Source organism: Mucilaginibacter sp. Mucisp86, assembly GCF_047324315.1.
In the GTDB taxonomy this organism is placed as follows: domain Bacteria; phylum Bacteroidota; class Bacteroidia; order Sphingobacteriales; family Sphingobacteriaceae; genus Mucilaginibacter.
The window spans coordinates 4,917,332-4,936,817 of the sequence record NZ_CP168503.1 but is presented as its reverse complement, the minus strand read 5'-3'; the positions used below and the strand labels follow the sequence as shown (position 1 = coordinate 4,936,817).

The window sequence follows — 19,486 nt, the reverse complement described above, 5'->3', positions numbered from 1 at the left end:
AACGGCCCTGCACTTAAGATATATGCCAAATTCGTTGAGCAGGCAAAAGCAATCGTTAAAAAGTATTTTTATGCAGATGATGTTTAAACGTTTTATCAGGCCCTGATCATTTCAATATGATCGATACCGTCCTCATCATAAATTTCGCCCTCCATTTTAAAGCCCAACTGCTCATAAAACTTAACCGCATAATATTGGGCACCTATGCGGATAGGCACATCGCCATAAAGATTTTTAGCAGCATTAATAGCCGCCTGGGTTAATATTTTGCCAACACCTGTACCACGTACCTTTTTGCTGCTTACTATCCGCCCTATTGATGCTTCGGCATATGATTTCCCTGCGGGCACAATACGTGCATAGGCCACCAGCTCCTGTGCATCATCAAACAACAACAGGTGATGGCAGGCGTAATCTTTATCATCGGCATCCAAAAACACACAATTTTGCTCAACTACAAACACTTCACTCCTGAGTTTTAATAGCTGATAAAGCTCGGTAACTGTTAGATCATGGAAGGGCTTGCAGATTTGGGTATAGTTCATGGGATTTGATTTTTCTCTCGCAAAGGCGCGAAGACGCAATTTTGCTTGTGGTGGCTAAAGTAATTATTTCTGTAGATATGGAAAAGAATCACGTCACCACGTCCGCCCTCCGGCGAATCGGGAACCATAGGACAGGCTAGTTGCCAGGCATTGTTCAACTTAGCTTGTGAGTTGCCGAAATAAATTCGGCACGACGAATGGGGATAAAACAAAAGCCCAACCTGCTTTATACAAGTTGGGCTTCTTTGTAAGGCTACAATCTTTATTTTTTATAAGTGATCTTATAAATAGTCCCTTTAACGTCATCGCTTACATATAAGGAACCATCAGGCCCTTGTGCAAGTCCGCAGGGTCGGTGCTCGGCTTTACCCGGCGAAGTTTCTTCGGCTGTGCCGGCAAAACCATCGGCAAACACTTCCCATTTACCATCTGGCTTTCCATCTTTAAATGGTTGAAAAACCACGAAATAACCTGCCTGCGGTTCAGGCGCCCTGTTCCACGAGCCGTGGAAAGCTATGAATGCGCCGTTTTTATATTTTTCGGGGAACTGGCTACCGGTGTAAAACAACAAGCCATCGGGGGCGAGGTGCCCAGGGTAGGCTGCTACAGGGTTCAAGTATTTGGCGTCTGCCTCCTTTTCGCCATCGCCGCCGTATTCGGGGCCTAACATTTTTTTGTGTTTTACATCATCATAGTACATGTATGGCCAACCAGCATCGTCGCCTTGTTTGAGGGCATACATGCATTCGGCAGGTAACAGGGCCGATTGCTGGGTGGTATAATATTTCGGGAACAAATCGTGCAGGGCATCGCGGCCGTGCTGCATTACAAAAAGCTGGTTATCCTGCTGATTCCAATCAAGGCCAACCACGTTGCGCAAGCCTGATGCAAAACGGATACCATCGCTTTGCTTTTGATTTAGTTTATCAGTTTTAAATTTCCAGATAGCCCCCGCCGAGTCCAATATCGGGCAGCCCTTTTTTTGCGGATCAAACTCGGAGCAGATGTTTGAGTAGGCACCAATGTTCACATACAGGTTGCCCTCATTATCAAACGCTATTGCTTTGGGCTTATGTGCACGTTTTGATACCAGGCCGCTTACCACCGTTTCGGGATGTTCGGGATCAAGCACTTCCTGTTTCTCATTCAATTTAAAGCGAAACACTGCCTTATCTGACGATGCGTATAAATAACCGTTGCTTATGCGGATCCCTGTGCCGGCAAAATTGCCAAAACTGGTTTTGATATCGGCTTTGTCACCATTATCATGCAAAGCAACTATGCCTTTACCGCTTTTTAGGCCTTCCAAATGCACATAAATATCATTGGCCGGTGTTACCACCATGTGCCTGGCACTGCCTAAATTATCAGCTATGATAGCAGCATTAAAGCCATCGGGAATTTTAAGCCCGGCATTGGCTGCACGATGTGGATCATTCCTGATAAACCTGAACGAGGCAAGCCCACCTACAGTTAGCAATGATAAGCTCAGTAGTAACAAGGTTGTTCTTTGATTCATAAAAGCAGATTTTGGTTAGGCTAATTTAACGATTCGCTTTTTGAATAGTACTACCCCATCCCCCGTAATATTTACGTTATATTTATTGTTTTGTGAGCGTATAAACATCTGCCGTGCCATTGCTGTAGGTTTTAGAGATGGTTACAGCATTACCTGATATCTTAATGTCATACCCCCCGTTCAGGATCAGCGACCAGTCGAACTCGGCAGTCCAGGCAGATTCATTTTTAAAGTTTATCTTACTGCCGTTTATAATAAATGAACCATGATTTAAGGCCGGATATTTGACTACACTTGATTGGCCATTCCATGTATCATCAGTAAAACTGAAACTTACGTTTGATACCATACCTGTACCCGAAGCCTTTCTTTGAAAAGTACCGGCATAAGTTCCATTTAGTTTTAACGCCTGGTTATTATCAGTCTTTTTGCATGAACTTATAGCAGCAGCCAGCAATAAAATAAAGGCAAGTAATTGTTTCATAATTTTAGGTTTTCAGTTAATTACGAAAGCAAATTATTTAACGCTACAAAATTCAGAAAAAGCTGTGAATACAGTTTCTGAAGCCTTTTTTTCAACAACCGTTAATTCAATTCGGGTAATAATTTATTTTCGCAGCCTGATAATTAAAATTCTATTGCCCAACATGTCTGCATCTCATTCCCTGTCGCCGGTACAGGCCGATCTTGTACGAATTGTTTCAAAATATGTGTTGCTTGAAGAAAGCCGGAGAAATTTAAAAGGTCGCTGCCCCTTTCATAAAGACCAGGCGACATCACTCATGGTATCGCCCGAAAAAAACATATTTCAATGTTTTGGCTGCGGTAAAGGCGGCGGCCCAGTTGAGTTTGTAATGGCCATTGAACACAAAACCCGCGAAGAAGCTATTCAAATGATAGCAGGAAGTAATTAAGTTTTATAAAAAAAGACAGGCCTGTCTTCTTCTCAGTTGTTGGGTGTTGTCAATGTCTGGTACGAAGCGATTCCCGATTAGCAGGTTCGCTCCGCATAGTTTGGGATTGCTTTGCGCCCCATAATGACATGATTTTAAACTACTGATTATCAAGTAAAAAACCATGATCATTTTGATAACATGGGCGTTGCCTGCGGCCCGGGCTTTCCGTTACAAGTCCTCGCCTTTCCTACCCGCACCCCCTACACACGCTGCGGGCTTTTCACTGCAATCCCTAACGCGGCCCCTCACACATCCCCTAAAATATATTTTTTCTATGTCATCACGGTTTTTTCCGGGGGCTTTCTGTTGGATACTCGCAATGACGCTTTAAGTAATTTTAAATGCGCAAAACGCAGATTTAATATAATTTCTTAACCGCCTTCATCCACTCCCGGGCAATAAGCTCATGCCCGGCAGGCATAGGATGAACGCCATCCCAAATCCAGTGATCGGCTTTGGCTTTTTGCAGGGCTTTGTTAAAAACATCCTGCAAAGACACAAAAATGGCATTAAATTTTGATGCCAGCGCTTTAACTATTACCTGCCGCTTTTGCACTTCTGACGCCCATAAATCAGGATTATTATTTACCATACCTACCGGCAGGATAAATGGCTCCAGCAAGATCAGCTTAACATCGGGCAATGCGGCTTTTGTTTGGGTTAACAGCCGGTCATAGGCAGCTCCGAAATCATCGGCTGTTGCCTTATCCCCTTGCGTGATTACATGGTGCACATCATTAATCCCTATCAGTATACTCAATACATCGGGCTTAATATCAAGTGTATCTTTTTGCCAGCGTGCTGCAAGATCATTTATGGTGTTCCCGCTGATACCCCGGTTAAAAAACTGGTAGTCCTTGCCGGGATAGTCAAAATTGATGCGGGCTGTTACCAGGTACGCATAGCCCTGGCCGTAAACGTGGTTCCAGTCTCTATCATAACTCCTGCCACCATCGGTTATCGAGTCGCCTTGAAACAGGAAATTTTTTCCCACACCATCATCAGGCAGATACTGCTCATCTTTTATTGATGCTGATGATAATCCGGGTGTAGCCAGGATTGCAGCCCCGGCCATTGATGCTTTCTTTAAAAAGTTTCTCCTGCTGTTGCTCATAAACTGCTCACTAATTGGTACGACTTGCCTTTTTGAGTATTTATCACCAGCTCGTACCCATCTTTTACTTTAACGGGAGTGGCATTTGAACCTTTAACACTAAGCTTTGATTTGGAAATAACATGACATGTGCCGCCTGCCTTTGACAACAAATCCGCAGTTATAACCTTACCTGCTGCCCATTTCATGCCAACCACGAAGGCCCCTCTCGCCACAAGACCCTTAATTTCGCCATTAGCCCAGGCGTCGGGCAGGGCTGGTAACAGGTGTACATTACCGTTCTGACTTTGCAACAGCATTTCGGCCAAACCAGAGGTGCCGCCGAAGTTACCATCTATTTGAAACGGCGGGTGCGCATCAAACATATTTGGATAAAGCCCCCCACCCTCACTGTAATTATAGCCACTTTCGCCGGTTAGGCGCAGCAAGTCTCGGTAAAGTTTGTAGGCATGATTGCCATCCCTTAACCGGGCCCAAAGGTTTACCTTCCAGGCCAGGCTCCAGCCGGTACTTTCATCTCCTCTTAATTCTAACGTTCGTTTCGCTGCCGCAGCTAATTCAGGGTTGGCCGCTATTGAAATTTCATTAGCCGGATAAACAGAATATAAGTGCGATACATGGCGGTGATGCGGGTCGGGCGACTCCTGGTCTTTATACCATTCCTGTAACTGGCCTTTGCTGCCTATCTGGTAGGGGATCAGCTTAGCTTTTTTGGCAATGAGCGAATCCCTGAAAGCGGCATCAACGCCCAATATTTTACTTGCCGAGATCAGGTTATCAAACAAATCACGAATGATCCCCATATCCATAGTAGTGGAAACCGAAACATCCGACTTTTTGCCTTCAGCATAAATAAACTCATTCTCGGGCGACATAGACGGCGCGGTTACCAGGTGCCCCGTACCATCAGGCACAAGCCAATCAAATGTAAATTCGGCTGCACTTTTCATTAAAGGGTATGCGGTATTTTTCAGAAACTCTTTATCGCCGGTATACAGATAATGCTCCCAAAGGTGGCGGGTAAGCCAGTCGCCGCCCATTGGCCAGTTAGCCCAGGCAGGGTCGCCATGTCCAAGATTGCCTACCGGATTGGCCAATGCCCAAAGATCCGTATTATGATGTGTTACCCAGCCCTTAGCATGATAAAAATCTTTGGCAACTTCGGTCCCGGTTTCAGATAATCCCCTGATCAACTCAAATAAAGGCTGGTGCATTTCAGATAAGTTGCAATCCTCCGCCATCCAGTAATTCATTTGCACATTGATGTTGCTGGTATAATTGGAGCTCCACGGCGCGCGTAGTTCTTTATTCCAGATCCCTTGCAAGTTAGCAGGTACACCCGGCGTTCTCGAGCTACTGATCAGCAAGTAACGTCCATATTGAAAATATAACGCTTCAATGCCCGGATCACCACCCTGGTTTTTATTATAAAGCCCAAGCCTTTCATCGGTGGGCAATTCGGTGTGACTCCCTTTGTTGTCATTAAGCTTAAGGTTTACGCGATTAAAAAAATGGTGATAATCGGCAAGGTGAGCGGCAAGCAATTGCGCGTAAGGTTTGGCGGTAGCCTCATCAAGATTTTTGGCAGCAACCTTTTCGTCGCCATCAGGGCATTGGTTATAGGCTTTAAAACTGGTGGCAGCAGTAACATACAGCGTTAAACTTGATGCCCCTTTAACGGTGATACCGCTTGTATCGGCAGTTATTTTACCGTCGTTACTTACGGCCTTTACCAACACCTCATAACGCATGCCCCTGCACTTATCATCATCGGCATAAACTATCGGATTTTTCGAATCAACATAGCTTGGCTCAACATGCGCCGGAGCTTTACCACTTAGCTGCAATACGTTGGCGTTAAGCACTTCTTTTTGAAAATGAAGCTGGCTATTGGTATTTATTTTAAGATTTAACTGTTTAGCCTTATCCGCCGTAAACCGGATAACAATTACCTTATCAGGCGCCGAAGCAAAAATCTCGCGTTTGTAGTTTACCCCGCCAACTGTATATTTTGTTGTGGCAACAGCATTACCGATATTCAGATCGCGGTAGTAATTGGCGCTGTTAACTCCATTGTATGATTGTTTGATATGCAGATCAGCCATTGGCAGATAGCTCTCAGAATATATGCCCTGCATTTTTTTAGTAAGGTCGCGCGCAGTTTGGTAATCACCTTTAAACAACGCCTCCCTCACTTGCCCCAAATATTGAAAAGCATCCGGATTTACATTCTGCTTCACCGGCCCGCCCGACCATAGCGTAGATTCATTGAGCTGCAGCAATTCATCGTCAACACCGCCAAAAATCATGGCACCCAATCTGCCATTGCCTATTGGCAAAGCTTCTGTCCACACTTTTGCGGGTTTCTTATACCATAAAGTATTATTCTGCGCGTTTGCGTTTGGCACAACCAATTGCATGCATAGTGGCAAAACTACAGACAGGAGTGTTGTTTTCAGGCCCTGGTTCATAAAATAGGTTAAAATTGTTTTTACAAGTATAACAATGCAACAGCGATAAAAAAATAATGCTTATTGGCATTTTAATATACAAAACGGAGTACAGCATATGAAAAAACCCGCCTTGCGGGCGGGTCTTCCTTAGTAAGTAGTAGGTCAGTTATAGTATATTATCTTCTTTCGTTATAAACCTGGAATTCGGCTATTGATACCTGGTGATCAGCCTTATCTATCAAGATCCGAACTTTGCCGGCCCATACCCTGTCGAAACGGTGAACTTTAATCTTACTGGCATTTTCACCATCAAACAATGGCTTCCAGCTCCCGTTCAGGTAATACTCCAGGCGGTAGTGTGAAATGTTAGGTTTTTCCTCAGCTATAACAATAGTGTTCAGCGCCTGGTCCTTTTTAAAATCTATCTCGTACCATGGATTTTTAACCGTTGGGTTTGATACCCATGAGCTATGGAAATCGTCATCGTTAGCAAAATCCATAATGGCCGAATCATCGCTCCAGCTTGAGCTTGCCGGTTGATTTTTTGCAATATTTGATGAAATAATAGGCGCATCCAACTTAGAAAGTTTAGCCACCGGGCCTTCATTTTTCCACAGCTTGCCAATCTCTTTAAGCGCAGCAAGGGCGTTATCGTCAAACAAGCCATCACGGTTAGGAGCAACATTCAGGATAAAATTGCAGTCGACATTATTCAACGGCTTCAGGATCTCATTAACGAGTTTGGCAGGCTCCTTAACCGGGGTTGTTGGATGGCTTGTTTCCCAAAACCAGTTAGCTTGCAGTGGCAAACAGGCAATTGCCGGCATGCGGTTATCTTGGGTTGATACACGTTGTCCCGCCCCCATTTCGTAAGTTTTGATATCGGTATAATACATGCCTTCGGCAGGATATTTGGCACCGTTAAGGTCCATTACCAAACAATTTGGTTGCAATGATTTTATCAGTGTATAGATCTCTTCAAACGGTACATCATCGTACGAGATCCTTGACCATGGGGCATCCCAGCCATCAATGATCAGGGCCGAAATTTCACCGTATTTAGTCATCAGCTCAGTGATCTGCGCTTTAACCATATCAATATGTTTTGGCGTGATCATATTTGGCCTCAACCTGTGGTGGGTATCCAATATGGAGTAATATAAAAACACCTTTAAGCCATTAGCCCTGAAAGCATCGGCATATTCTTTAACAACATCCTTTTTCAGCGGACTGTTCATCACATTATAATCAGTTGTTTTGGTATCCCAGATGCAAAAACCGCTGTGATGTTTGGTAGTGATACAACCATAGGTCATGTTAGCCGATTTTGCCGCCTTCGCCCACTGGTCGCAATTCAGTTTTTTAGGATTGAAGATAGTTGGCAAGGCATCCGGATCTGCCCAGTCCTGATCCATGTAGGTTGGGATGTTAAAGTGGATGAACATACCAAAGCGCAGGTCGACAAATTCCTGCTGAAGCTGGGCAAGCGGTTTTACAGGCTGCCGGGCTGTTTGTGCTTTTAGTGAGAGTGAAGCGGCACAAAGCGCTATGAAGCATATAGCTCTTAACTTAAACATGATTGGGTTGTTGGTTAAATTGATAAAACGTTTTAACAAACCGCAATATCACATTTAAATTTAATGTTTGAATTATCCGAAATTGACATTACATTCAGCTTATTTGGCGTGGACAAGCTTTTAGCCACCGCTTAAACTTGCGCTCGTTTGCAACGAGCGCTTACCATGGTTTGGCGATTGCATCGCCCGGTTGCGTTACAAACGCAAGCCCATTTTAAGCACTCATCATAAATGAGCGCAAGGAAGGAACATAAAACCATGTCATTGTGAGGAGCGAAACGGAATGATCCTGGGCGCGACGTAGCAATCGCATACAATACAGGGCGGATTTGCTTTCGTGCGATTGCCACGCTGCGCTCGCAATGACATATTTTTATGTATATCGGCCCCTAAAACAAATCCGGGTAATCCGTAATCACGCCATCTACACCTAAACTTTTCAGCTGTTCAATTTCGGCTTTGGTATTTACTGTCCATGGCAATACTTTGATCTTTGCATCGTGGCATTTCTCAACCAAATCGGCGTTAACCAGTTTATAATCCGGGCTGTAGATGAAGGGGGTGAAACCCAGATCGGTCATATTATCTTCAAACGATTTTTTGTTTTCTATAAGATAAGAGGTTCGCACATCGGGGTATTTTTTGTGGATGATCTGCAGCGTACGTCTATCAAACGACTGGATCACCACATAAGGCAGGATCTTCTTTTTGATCAGGACAGCCATCAAACGCTCCGCAAACTCGTCCGGAGCCGGATTATAAATACCATCCCCTTCGGGCGAGCATTTGGTTTCGATGTTATAGAATACCGGCTTTTTATGATTAACCTTAATATAATTCTGTACCGAATCAATCAATTCGGATAACAGCGGCATATAGGTTTTTATCTTTCGCTGACGCGGAAATTTACTGTATGGTTTTGAACCTACATCGTATTTTTTCAGGTCCTCATACTTCATTTTGTAGAGGATCAGATTTTTTGCTTCTTCCTTGCTGATCTCCTTACCGTCCGGAGTAAGCGAAAACAGCGGATTAACGTATTCATCATGCGATAGAACAACCTGTCCATCCGCAGTAATATGCGTATCCATCTCCAGCGTGGTGACAGTGCCAAGGTCGATGGCATTTTTCATAGCCGGTATGGTATTTTCGGGCCTCAGCCCCCGGCCGCCCCGATGTGCTTCGGCGCTGAATGAAGGAAAATCCGCATTTTTAAATTCCATGTTTTTAACAACCGTAAAACCTGACAACAAGATAAGGCTTATTCCGGCAACTATGTTTAATTTATTTTGCATCTAATTCGCTTGAATATTTATTTCCAAAACGATCGGTAGCCTCAACCCTAACCTTTTTAACTGATGGATCAAAGTGCGCCACAAACAGGTGCCCGGTTTCATGAGGCTCCACAAAATGACGGCCTGCCGGCAGCTGATCGCCTTTATACAAACTTACCGATAAGGGATCATATCCCTGCTCTTTTGACAAAGCTCCCATTGGTTTGTCATCTAAATAATACACAACTTTCCACTGTGGGTCATAGTTCCAAACATTAGCAATGAGGCGCATCTGATCGGTTAGTTTCTCAGCATAAACACTGATTTGGTTTTCGGCAGGCAATCCTGTCGATTTGTAATACCATTTCAAATCAGTTCCGTTTACTGAATATACACCGTAACCGCGCGGGGTACCGTCAACGCAGATAGGGCCTGTCCACCAACCGCCACAAACGGTACCGTGGTTATGTTCAAAAATGCCGTTGGTGATATTGTTATCATGATAATGTGTATGGCCCGACATAATGTGTACATTGGTAAAGCCATCAAGCACTTTATAAAAATCCTTATTGTTCTTTACCTGGTTATAAACCGGGATATGCAGGTTGATGATCAGCAATTGATCTTTCTTTATATATTGCAGATCTTTTGCCAGCCAGTTTAGCTGATCCTCGGTGATGTAGCCATCATACTCACGCTCCACACCGAGGTAGCGAACATTATCCAAAACTACGTAGTGCGCCTTACCACGGTTAAATGAGTAATAGGTTGGCCCATAGATTTGCTTAAAAGTAACATCCGATGTTTCATCGCCTCCCTGCCGGTAATCCATATCATGGTTGCCTATCGCCTGGAAAAACGGGATACCCATTTGAGCAACAGCCTCATTATAAGCAGGGAAGAGCTCATGATTATCCCATACAATATCGCCCACGCAAATACCATGTACCAGTGCATTTTTCCCCAATGATTTGATGGTGGCGATGGTATCCGGTACCGAAGTATCCATCATTTGCTTCACATCTTTTTTGTTTTTCACCTGCGGATCGGCCCAGATGATAAAGTGGTGGTTATTGTCATCAACTTTTAAAGGCTCCAATTTAAAATCAAAATGCGAACTACCGCCTATGTTTTCGTAATGTTTGGCTACGTTATAATCTGTTTTAAACTCATAGCCCGATGGCGTGCTCATAAAAATGCTTTTGGCCTTTTCATTTGGAGTAAACTCATAATTACCCTTATCATCAGTAAGTACTACTGAAAAACCATCAGAAATCACTACTCCTTTAATTCCTTTTTTTCCGGCTATAACGCGGCCTTTTACTGTATCGCCAGCTAATATCTGTGTAAGCGCGTTGGCACGAAGCGAGATGAACGCACCGCCGGTTATAAGGCCTACGCCTTGTAAAAATGATCTTCTGTTCATTGGGTTATGTTTTAACCTCACCTAAATCCTCTCCAAAGGAGAGGACTTTGAATAAATGCTTTTATCCTGCTATGTAAAGCCCCTCTCCTTTGGAGAGGGGTTGGGGTGAGGTTTTAATTTTGAATTGTTGTTACGCCAGTAGCTGTCTCAATAGCAGTTATCGGAGAGGTCAGCGTAAGCGGAACGCTGGTCACGGTTCTGCCGGTTACCCATCTACCGGTAAGCGCGTCATAAACACCACCCAGCTGACTGAATAAGCCGTCGGTTGGTAAAGGTAGTTTTGATGTATTGGAGCCACCGCCATAAAAGCCTTGTTCTGTACGGGTTACCGGGTTAATAGTGCTGTAATAATCGGTATTGGTAATGCGGTAACCAATTTCCGGCGGACCGGCAGAGTAAACCGTACCGCTGCCACCATACATGATCACGTCCAGAGGGACACTTGAAGCGGTAACAGTAGTGCCGGTGAATACGGCAATACCTGCAACGTTCCCACTGTTAGCTAACAGGTTAGTAGTTACATTGCCGAAATCAGCGCCGGGCACTTCGGCATACATGGTACTGTTGATCCAGGTTGATGAACTGATATCGGTTGAGCCTTTGCCCCAGATATTTTTATTGCCACCTACATAAAAGAACTGTCCTTTTTTTACTGTGCCCGATGTGAGGTTAAACTTATAGGTTTTTGCCAAACCCTGTGCCCAGCCGTTTGCAGGTGCCGGGTTAGTACCTGCATTATTGCACGTTACCACAGCGTAATTGGTTACCGCGAAATCGATATCCTTAGTCGCCTTGAACTGGACATACTCATAATCGGCATCACTGCCCGAAGGATTGGTAAGGTATCCTGTTATAATAATTGGCGATGGCTTGGTTGCTGCAAGCGTAAACACATCATCAATAGTACGCGGCCAAAGCTGTAATTTGGTATCGGTACCCGATGTTACCGCGAATGGGATCCCACTAAAATTGGCACTGAACGGAAGTTCAGTCGTGGCGAAACTTGCATTGGCCTCAGTATGCATGGTTATTTTACCAAAACCGTCGTTAATGGTTTTATCACCAGCGTAGGTTTCGCCCTGCTGCGGCTCCGGATCAGTTACAGCCTTAGCAATGGTAACCAGCGTCTCTTCATAAACATCGGGAGACGCCAACAAGGTAGCCGAAGGAACAGATTGTACTTTGATAGCCTTGTTATCGCCAACTTTGTTTACCGATGCTTCGGTAAGGCCTTTAACATGCATGCTTCCGTTCACTTTGGTAAGTGTAGCGCCATTAACTTGCACTACTACCGAATCGCCGGGAACATAGTTGGCGGCGGCGTTGCCTATCTCTAAGGCGATACCTCTAACTGCGTTACGGCGGTTGTTTTGCACAACCAAAACTCCGACCGGACTGTTACCTGCTGCGGCGTTTGAAATTACTACGCCCACTATTTCTTTAGCCCCGCCCATATTGTCGCTGTTCAGCACAACATCCGAACCCTTGTAAATACTGCGAAGGTCAACAACAGCGATGATAGGGCTTAATGTGCCCTCGGCATACTTATTTTTTTTACATGAATTAATACTGACAACCGTTACAAGCACCAGTAATAAATATATCTTTTTCATTTTATGGATATCTTAGTTTAAAACCGGTTTATTATTGTTTTTGCCACCAAACCTGTGTGCTGATTTCGTCGGCGCCCTGCGCTGCTACAGCTGCCTTGTAACTATCCGGATTGGCCGATTGCACATAAACCGGGTACTGCAGCCTGGCTGGCATGATGCCATTGTTCCTTAAACCATTACCTTTTGGCAATACCGGGTGACCTGTACGGCGATACTCAAACCATTGCTCAAAATCAGTATAAAACATCGAGTAGTATTTTTGAACGTGGATCATCTCCATCTTTTCATCAAGCGGGGCAGCATTATCCCAGGTAATATCAGCGCCTGTTAAATAGGTATCAATAGGTACTGCGTAAGTCGGGATCCAGAAAGTAATACCCGCTTGTACACCATTTTTATAATAAGTGGCCGCATCTCCGGCTATCCAGCCTTTGGCAGCAGCCTCGGCAAGGATAAATTGTAACTCCGAATAGTTCATGATGTTACCCATCAGCGGATCGTTCATTAACGTAGTGGTTGATGTGGTAGAAAGGAAATATGATTTGATACCAACATTTTCACCGGGTGCATAACCACTTGGAATCCCCTGGATACCTCCCTGGTAACTTGATATCGACCAGCGATTGTTAACCAGTCGCGGATCCGCCCATTTTGCAAGGTTGTTTACAAAAAACTCGCAAACGCCGGGTTGTCGCCAGTCCTGCTCACGTACGCCACCTATAAACGGCGATGTTAAAGAACCGGAGCCAGTCCACCTTAAAACTGCCGAATCATCGTTACTACCCATTATCGGATATGCATCCGGGTTGGTATCAACAATCTGTTTGATTTTGGCTATCACATCTGCCGAAACATCGGCCTTGCCCGATACCCTCAACAACAGCCTTAAATAAAGCGAGTTACCAAACTTACGCCATTTTAAAGCATTGCCGTTAAATACAGGGTCGCTGCCAGCAACTACGTTTGCCGACGCATTAAGCAGGGTATCAGCAGCTTCCAGGTTTTTGAAAATATCCAGGTAGATATCTTTCTGCTTATCAAACTTAGGCGTAAAGATTCCGTCCTTTCCTTTGTTAGAATCAAAGTAAGGTACATCGCCATAAGTATCAGTAAGTAAAGAATATAACCAGGCCTGACATATCAGCGAAATGCCCATATAGGTTTTATTGTAGGTTACCTCCTTGCTGGCAATAGTATAAATATCTTTAAAATTGGTTAACTGGGTATACCAGGCATTCCAGGTAACATCAGCCCAGGTACGTTTAATATCATACCTGAATACCCTACCCTCCGAGTCGCCTGCATCAACTGTAACCTGCATCAGCTCGTTATTAAAATTACGGGCGCGAAGCATATTAGTCCCCAGGGTATTTACCAGGGCCGGAGCCAGCAATTGCTGTGGTAAAGCGTTAGGCGTACCGTTGGGATCGGTATTAAGCTCAATAAAATCCTTTTTACATGACGACATTATGCTAACGAACAACATCATCATTGATATAAGTATATATCCGTTCCTTTTCATATTGTTAATTATTAAATGCCAATAACTATGTTAAAACCAAATGTGCGGGTTGATGGAAACTGCGCAATCTCAAATCCCTGCACAATGTCGCTGCCTGAAAGCGTACCAAATTCAGGATCGAAGATTGGCCACTTTGTCCAGATGTACAGGTCGCGACCATACACGCCTACTGTAGCGCGCGTTAAACCAAGGCGTTTAACTAGGCGCGGGCTCAATGAATAGTCAAACCTTGCTTCGCGGAATTTCAGGAAGTTGGTTGAAAACGTGTTGCCTTCGGCATTGTCAATACCATAGTGTGAGCGGTAGTAGCCATCGATATCGGTTGCTATAACGTCATTAGGCCTGTAGCTGCCATCAGCATTTTGGATAACACCTTTGCCGATGATACCGTTATACCTACCAGGCAGGGTGAGCGTTGTTTTACCCTGCTCGGCCAATTTATAGTTTGAAAGCGAATATGATACGCCGCCAACCTGGGCATCAAATAAAAGGTGCAGGTTAAACTGCTTATACCTGAAATCGTGCCCCATGCTTGCCTTCCATTTAGGAATGGTGTTGCCTAAGTAAACCAGGTTATCAGCTAATTTGGCAAAACCTGTAGATGCATCATAAACTATCTGCCCATCTGGCGAGCGCAAATAGCCGCGGCCATACATATCGCCCATGCTACCACCTACACGCGCCACAATCTGACCACCGCCCGTCGGGCCATTACGTAATACCACTGCGCTATCGGCAAGCTGCTCAATGGTGTTTTTATTAGCGCTGAATGTTGCCGTAACATTCCAGCTAAATACATTGGCTTTACGTACAGGGGTTCCATTTAATGTAATTTCGATACCCTTGTTACTTACCTTACCCACGTTGATAACCGCCTGGTTATAACCCGACGATTGATCGACAGTGCGGCTAAGGATCTGGTTTTTGGTGTTACCAGTATATAAAGCTATGTCAAAACCCAAACGATTATTGAACATCCTTGCTTCGGCACCAACTTCAAGTGTGGTAGTGCGCAATGGTTTCAGATCGGGGTTTGATAACGTACGCGGATTTTGCAAACCACCTGCATAAGTACTACCCGCCGATACATAATTAAATGAGGTTTGATAAGGATTTGTTGTACCACTGCCCACACCGGCGAGCGATGCCCTTACTTTTGCATAGTCAATAAACTTAGGCAGCTTGAATGCTTCAGATGGCAGAAAGCTCATACTTGCCGATGGATAAAAGAACCCAACCTGATCGGTACGGTTAGCGGTAGCCAATGTACTGATCCAGTCCTGGCGGGCTGTTAAATCCACATACAAATAATCTTTAAAAGATGTAGATAACAAGCCGTAAAAGCTGTTGATAGCATATTTTGATTTATATGGCAGCGTAACCAGCGGACCAGCATTGTTAGCCATCGAGTACACACCCGGATATACCAGCGAGTCGGCACGTACCTCATCGCGGTTATAATTATTACGGAGCATACTACCACCCGCTGTTGCTGTGATGTTAACATCATGGGTTATTTTCTTGTTGTATTTCAACAAGAAATCGGCACCTTGTTCTTCCGAATAAATATTTTGAGTGCGGAATGAGCCTTTAGGGTATTTGGTACCTGCATCATATGGGCGCTGTTGTGCACGCTGCTCATAACCCATATCTAAAGTAGCACGAACCTGTACGCTAAACTCTTTTGTTACATTGTAAAGCGCTTCAACGTTTCCGGTAACCGAGTTACGGTTTGATTTATTGATAAACTCGTAAGATACTGCATAAGGGTTTTCAGGAAATGAGCTGAAAGGATAAAATATGGTTTTACCTTCCTGGCCGTTTCTCCAATAGTTTTTTAACCAGTTTAAATCGGCATTGGGTTGCCAGAAAATAAACCAATACATCAGCGACTGGTTACCATAACCTGCGCCCGGCAGGTTATCACTGTTTCTGTTGTTGTAGTTTACTTTTGCATTGATGGTTAACTTATCATTGATTTTGGAGTTAACCGATAAAGCGATGCTGTTGCGGGTATAGCCTGTATTTGGCGTTATCCAGTGGTTGGTTACGTTGGTTGCCGAAAAACGGGCCGTTGTTTTATCGCTGCCGCCGTCAACACTCACCGAGTTGGTGAAGGTTTGACCAACATCAAAAAAATCACGGATCTGTTTTTTGTATGGTACCCATGGGGTACGTGTTGTGCTTTGCTTTTGAGTAACCGGATCCAACTGATAAAAAAGCTGTCCATCAAATTTAGGCCCGTAAGCCGAACTTGTCGAGCTGGTGCTTGCACCGTCAGGACCTGCACCATATGAGTAATAACGTGATCCTGCAGTACCTTGTCCGTATTCATATTGCAGATCGGGCCAGCGGTTTACGCTTTCAAGGCTCGCATTTGAATTAAAGGTAATACCCAAACCACTATGCTTTTTACCCGATTTTGTGGTGATGATAATGGCTCCGTTAGCACCACGCTGACCGTAAAGCGCTGCTGCACCAGGTCCTTTCAATACCGTTACAGTTTCAATGTCTCCAGGGTTGATATCATTCAGGTTACTGCCGTAGTCGGCAGGCATGTTATCGCTGCTGGTACCATAGGCCGATTCGCCGGAGTTGCTTGTGCGCCTGCCGCTACCCTGGTTAATTACCACACCGTCAACCACTATCAAAGCCTCATTATCGCCGGTAAGGTTATTTTCACCACGCAGGATAATTTTGTTTGATCCGGCAGGGCCGCTGTTTGAACGGATCAGGTTTAAACCGGCTACCTTTCCTGATAATGCATCAGTCCAGTTACCCGAAAGGGCGCCGGTTAACTGATCCCCCTTAATTACCGGTGCCGAATAACCCAAACTTTTATCTTCCCTTTTGATGCCGAGCGCTGTTACCACAACCTCATTAAGTTTATTATCGGCAGGGCTAAGCGTAATATTTAAAACGGTATTAGCATTCGAACTAACACTTACATTCTGGATCCTCTTAGTTTCATAAGAGATAAAGCTTGCCTCAACCGTATAAGTACCCGGCACTATATTTAATGTGTATGAACCATCAACGCCGCTGATAGCAGTGGCCCCGGTCCCCGGAACTTTTACAGTAGCACCGGGAAGTGGTTCTGATTTTTCATCAACCACTTTCCCTTTAATGCTACCCCTATCCTGTGTTTTTGCAATGATGAGGATATTACGTTCGCCTGCCGCTCTGTATGTGCAGGTTGTTCCTTTTAAAAGCAGGTCAAGTGTTTCGCCCAAAGAGCGCTCTGCTTTTGTTATGTGTACTTTGCGTTTATCATCAAGCAGGCTATTGTTATAGCTAATGGAGATATCGCTTGATTTTTCAATTTGCTGAAAGGCATCCTTTAGCATGGTACCCTCGGCACCAAACGTGATCCTTTTGTTTGTTACTGTTTGAGCCTTAGCGTTTATACCGCCAAAAGGCAATTGTAAAAAGAACAGCATGGTTAATAACCATAACTTTTTCATATATTTACTTTAATTTATACTTGTCTAACCGTGAGTTTAAATTGTCAAAATTCTGAAGCCTGGGGTTGTTACCAGCAACGTCCAGGCTTTTACCAATAGCCGGGTAAATACTATTTCATTATACTTCCTCCTTTTTGATTATTGTTTGAAATAAATAGCTGATCGCCTTTTTGCGTATAGCCTAATCCTGATAGCGCGCTGAGGGTTTCCATGGCATCCGTCAATGTCATCCCCCTCAATTTGGCTGTAAGCCTTACATTGCCCAAATCCTGTTCTGTAAACCGGATTTTAACGCCATAATGATGCTCAAGTGAAGCGGCTATCTCCCTGTAAGTTGTGTTATAAAAAACAAATTCGTTGTTGATCCATGAAGTTACTGCCGATGCTTCGGTGTTGTTAAATGTGTAGATACCGTTTTGGGTGTTGATGCTGATCTCTTCGTTCTTTACCAGGTATTTAACCATTTGAGGTTTTCCCTGCACATTGGCCATCACCCCTACTTTACCGCTTTGCACGGTTACAGCTACTTTATGATCGGTCAGATAAGCTTTGATATTAAATGAAGTACCCAATACCACGGTGGTGATATCGCCGCTTTTAACTACAAATGGTTTAGCCTGATGAACCACATCAAAAAAAGCTTCGCCGTTAAGCGTTACATCACGTTTTTCGCCGCTAAAGTTTTTGGCGTATCTGAGTTTGCTGCCACCACCCAAATAAACTGTTGAACTATCGGGCAGCATTATTTTTGAATGCTTGCCATCAACATTGCTGATCTCTTCATAAACCAGAACCGGTGACTGTTTGAAATAACGATATCCAAACCAACCTGCAGTACAAATGAGCAAACAGGCGGCAGCATAAGCCATCCAGTTAAATTTAGAACTGTGTTTAATTACCTGTATCTGTGGTTGGGTTATATGCGCATTGATCCTGGCCCAGCTGCTTCCGGCATGCTCGGGCTGTTTAAAGTATGTTTTGGATGCTTCCAGTATCTGGATGGTTTCACTAAACTGGGCAAGGTTTTCAGGGCTCTCTTCAATCCACTCCTGCAATTGCGTTAAGCCATCGTCGCTGATGGTTTTTTCAAAATATTCAACTATTAAGCGGTAGCTATTATCTTCCATTAAATCTGTCTCTGAACTTAAAGACCGATTTTACGTAGCCGATACGTAGCGAAAAAAGTTAAGTTTATATTAAGAAATCATTAACTCTCGGAAGTAAAATTATGCTGCCCTTTTAACAGCTGACGAAGCTTTTTGATAGATTGATAAAGTGTAGTTTCAACCGTACGAACAGAAATACCCAGCACTTTGGCTATCTCATTTTTATCAAGGTTATCGATACGGCTCATGAGCAGCACCTGCCTTTGGCTGGCCGGCAACGTATCTATCAGGCTTAAAATTTTATTGTATGATTCGCGGCCCGAAAGGATTTTGAACGGATTATCCCTGTCTTTTAATACATGGCCCTGAAGGTCGATATCTTCGATAGAATGTACCGGATCTTTCTTTTTCTGGATATAATTTAAGGAGAGGTTTTTGGCGGCAACAAACAAGTAACTCTTTACATTAAGGATTGCTGTATCGCGGTTATCCCAAAGTTTAATGAAAAGGTTGGCAGTGATCTCTTCAGCCACTGTATAATCTTTAGTGTACACCGTGCACAACTGGCATAAGGTTTTGTAATAACGATTAAAAAGAGTTTCAAGGGCAACGGGGTTGCTTTGCTGGATAAGCCCCATCAACGCTTCATCAGTAAGTGCAGGATACATGCCAAAGAGTTGTTTTGGCTCAAATGTAAGGCTGCTATGTTAGGCTAATGTTAAGAAAGCACAAAACAACAGAAATGGTTGTTAAGGGATACGTAGCAGCAACAATAAGTGTAGTGGGAATAAGCGTGGCGGGCTGTCAGACTGAGCCTGTCGAAGACTCGCGCGAAGAGGCCCACCCATCATGCTTCCACAGGCTTAGCATGACAGCCGTTTTAATGTAAAAGCGTCATTGCGAGGCACGAAGCAATC

The 19,486-nt window shown here is 44.2% G+C and carries 15 protein-coding genes; 2 read left to right on the top strand and 13 right to left on the bottom strand.

Going from position 1 to position 19,486, the window contains the following annotated elements; all coding sequences use genetic code 11:
- Nucleotides 1–95 precede the first annotated feature (95 nt).
- The 3 genes from ACEN9X_RS20820 to ACEN9X_RS20810 all read right to left on the bottom strand — a co-directional run bounded on the left by ACEN9X_RS20820 (nucleotide 96) and on the right by ACEN9X_RS20810 (nucleotide 2,548).
- Nucleotides 96–545: a GNAT family N-acetyltransferase gene (locus ACEN9X_RS20820; RefSeq protein ID WP_413666961.1), complete on the bottom strand. Its 450-nt coding sequence runs from the start codon at nucleotides 543–545 to the stop codon at nucleotides 96–98.
- Between the two features lie 262 nt (nucleotides 546–807).
- Entirely contained in the window at nucleotides 808–2,064 is a 1,257-nt protein-coding gene (locus tag ACEN9X_RS20815; RefSeq protein ID WP_413666960.1) for a PQQ-dependent sugar dehydrogenase, read from the bottom strand.
- A gap of 82 nt (nucleotides 2,065–2,146) precedes the next feature.
- A complete protein-coding gene (locus ACEN9X_RS20810; protein ID WP_413666959.1) occupies nucleotides 2,147–2,548 on the bottom strand; it encodes a hypothetical protein in 402 nt (133 codons plus the stop codon).
- Between the two features lie 163 nt (nucleotides 2,549–2,711).
- Here ACEN9X_RS20810 and ACEN9X_RS20805 point away from each other — a divergent pair, with 163 nt between their 5' ends.
- Entirely contained in the window at nucleotides 2,712–2,978 is a 267-nt protein-coding gene (locus ACEN9X_RS20805; protein WP_146750446.1) for a CHC2 zinc finger domain-containing protein, read from the top strand.
- 400 nt (nucleotides 2,979–3,378) lie between these two features.
- Here ACEN9X_RS20805 and ACEN9X_RS20800 read toward each other — a convergent pair whose 3' ends face one another.
- From ACEN9X_RS20800 to ACEN9X_RS20755, 10 genes are all read right to left on the bottom strand, one after another.
- Entirely contained in the window at nucleotides 3,379–4,134 is a 756-nt protein-coding gene (locus tag ACEN9X_RS20800) for a GDSL-type esterase/lipase family protein (RefSeq protein ID WP_413666958.1), read from the bottom strand.
- On the bottom strand, nucleotides 4,131–6,605 hold the full coding sequence (locus tag ACEN9X_RS20795) for a glycosyl hydrolase family 95 catalytic domain-containing protein (RefSeq protein WP_413666957.1): 2,475 nt from the start codon (nucleotides 6,603–6,605) through the stop codon (nucleotides 4,131–4,133). Before ACEN9X_RS20795 ends, ACEN9X_RS20800 begins: the two co-directional genes overlap by 4 nt.
- Nucleotides 6,606–6,763: 158 nt before the next feature.
- Nucleotides 6,764–8,164, bottom strand: a complete 1,401-nt coding sequence (locus ACEN9X_RS20790; RefSeq protein ID WP_413666956.1) for an alpha-L-fucosidase — start codon at nucleotides 8,162–8,164, stop codon at nucleotides 6,764–6,766.
- 389 nt (nucleotides 8,165–8,553) lie between these two features.
- Complete coding sequence (locus ACEN9X_RS20785) at nucleotides 8,554–9,387, bottom strand: glycerophosphodiester phosphodiesterase (protein WP_413666955.1); 834 nt, start codon at nucleotides 9,385–9,387, stop codon at nucleotides 8,554–8,556.
- Nucleotides 9,388–9,448: 61 nt separating this feature from the next.
- Complete coding sequence (locus ACEN9X_RS20780) at nucleotides 9,449–10,864, bottom strand: calcineurin-like phosphoesterase C-terminal domain-containing protein (RefSeq protein ID WP_413666954.1); 1,416 nt, start codon at nucleotides 10,862–10,864, stop codon at nucleotides 9,449–9,451.
- 113 nt (nucleotides 10,865–10,977) lie between these two features.
- Nucleotides 10,978–12,477, bottom strand: a complete 1,500-nt coding sequence (locus tag ACEN9X_RS20775; protein ID WP_413666953.1) for a DUF5689 domain-containing protein — start codon at nucleotides 12,475–12,477, stop codon at nucleotides 10,978–10,980.
- Nucleotides 12,478–12,508: 31 nt separating this feature from the next.
- Nucleotides 12,509–13,999 (bottom strand): SusD/RagB family nutrient-binding outer membrane lipoprotein, encoded by a 1,491-nt coding sequence (locus tag ACEN9X_RS20770; protein ID WP_413666952.1) that lies wholly within the window; start codon nucleotides 13,997–13,999, stop codon nucleotides 12,509–12,511.
- An 11-nt stretch (nucleotides 14,000–14,010) separates the two neighbouring features.
- A complete protein-coding gene (locus ACEN9X_RS20765; RefSeq protein WP_413666951.1) occupies nucleotides 14,011–17,463 on the bottom strand; it encodes a SusC/RagA family TonB-linked outer membrane protein in 3,453 nt (1,150 codons plus the stop codon).
- Nucleotides 17,464–17,573: 110 nt separating this feature from the next.
- Entirely contained in the window at nucleotides 17,574–18,590 is a 1,017-nt protein-coding gene (locus ACEN9X_RS20760; protein WP_413666950.1) for a FecR family protein, read from the bottom strand.
- A gap of 80 nt (nucleotides 18,591–18,670) precedes the next feature.
- Nucleotides 18,671–19,237, bottom strand: a complete 567-nt coding sequence (locus ACEN9X_RS20755) for an RNA polymerase sigma factor (RefSeq protein ID WP_413666949.1) — start codon at nucleotides 19,235–19,237, stop codon at nucleotides 18,671–18,673.
- Nucleotides 19,238–19,284: 47 nt separating this feature from the next.
- Here ACEN9X_RS20755 and ACEN9X_RS20750 point away from each other — a divergent pair, with 47 nt between their 5' ends.
- The gene (locus ACEN9X_RS20750) at nucleotides 19,285–19,458 is read left to right on the top strand and encodes a hypothetical protein (RefSeq protein WP_413666948.1); all 174 of its coding nucleotides are present in this window, start codon (nucleotides 19,285–19,287) and stop codon (nucleotides 19,456–19,458) included.
- Nucleotides 19,459–19,486: the final 28 nt, after the last annotated feature.